The organism is Sphingomonas sp. Leaf25 (assembly GCF_001421635.1).
Lineage (GTDB): Bacteria > Pseudomonadota > Alphaproteobacteria > Sphingomonadales > Sphingomonadaceae > Sphingomonas.
In genome coordinates, this window is record NZ_LMKU01000002.1 from 1 (window position 1) to 293 (window position 293).

The 293-nt window shown below is 63.1% G+C and carries 1 pseudogene; it reads left to right on the forward strand.

The annotated features are described in order from the left end of the window. Window positions 1-293: pseudogene (locus ASE78_RS00535) on the forward strand (transposase); the annotation flags it as partial.

Consider the following 293-nt stretch of genomic DNA (forward strand, 5'->3'; position numbering starts at 1 on the left):
CAAGCTGCACGCTGCGGTCGACGCCATCGGCCTGCCGATCCGCATTCATCCGACACCCGGGCAATGGGCCGATCGTCCCCAGGCCGAGACATTGCTGGCAGGCTTGAAGGGCGTAGGTCACGTCATTGCCGATGCCGCCTATGACGCCGACGCGCTACGCGCCTTCATCGCCGACGATCTTGGAGCGAGCGCACACATAAAGGCCCATCCCAACCGAATCGCCAGGCCGGCCATCGACTGGCGCCTCTACAAGGAACGCCATCAGGTCGAGTGCTTCTTCAACAAGCTCAAGC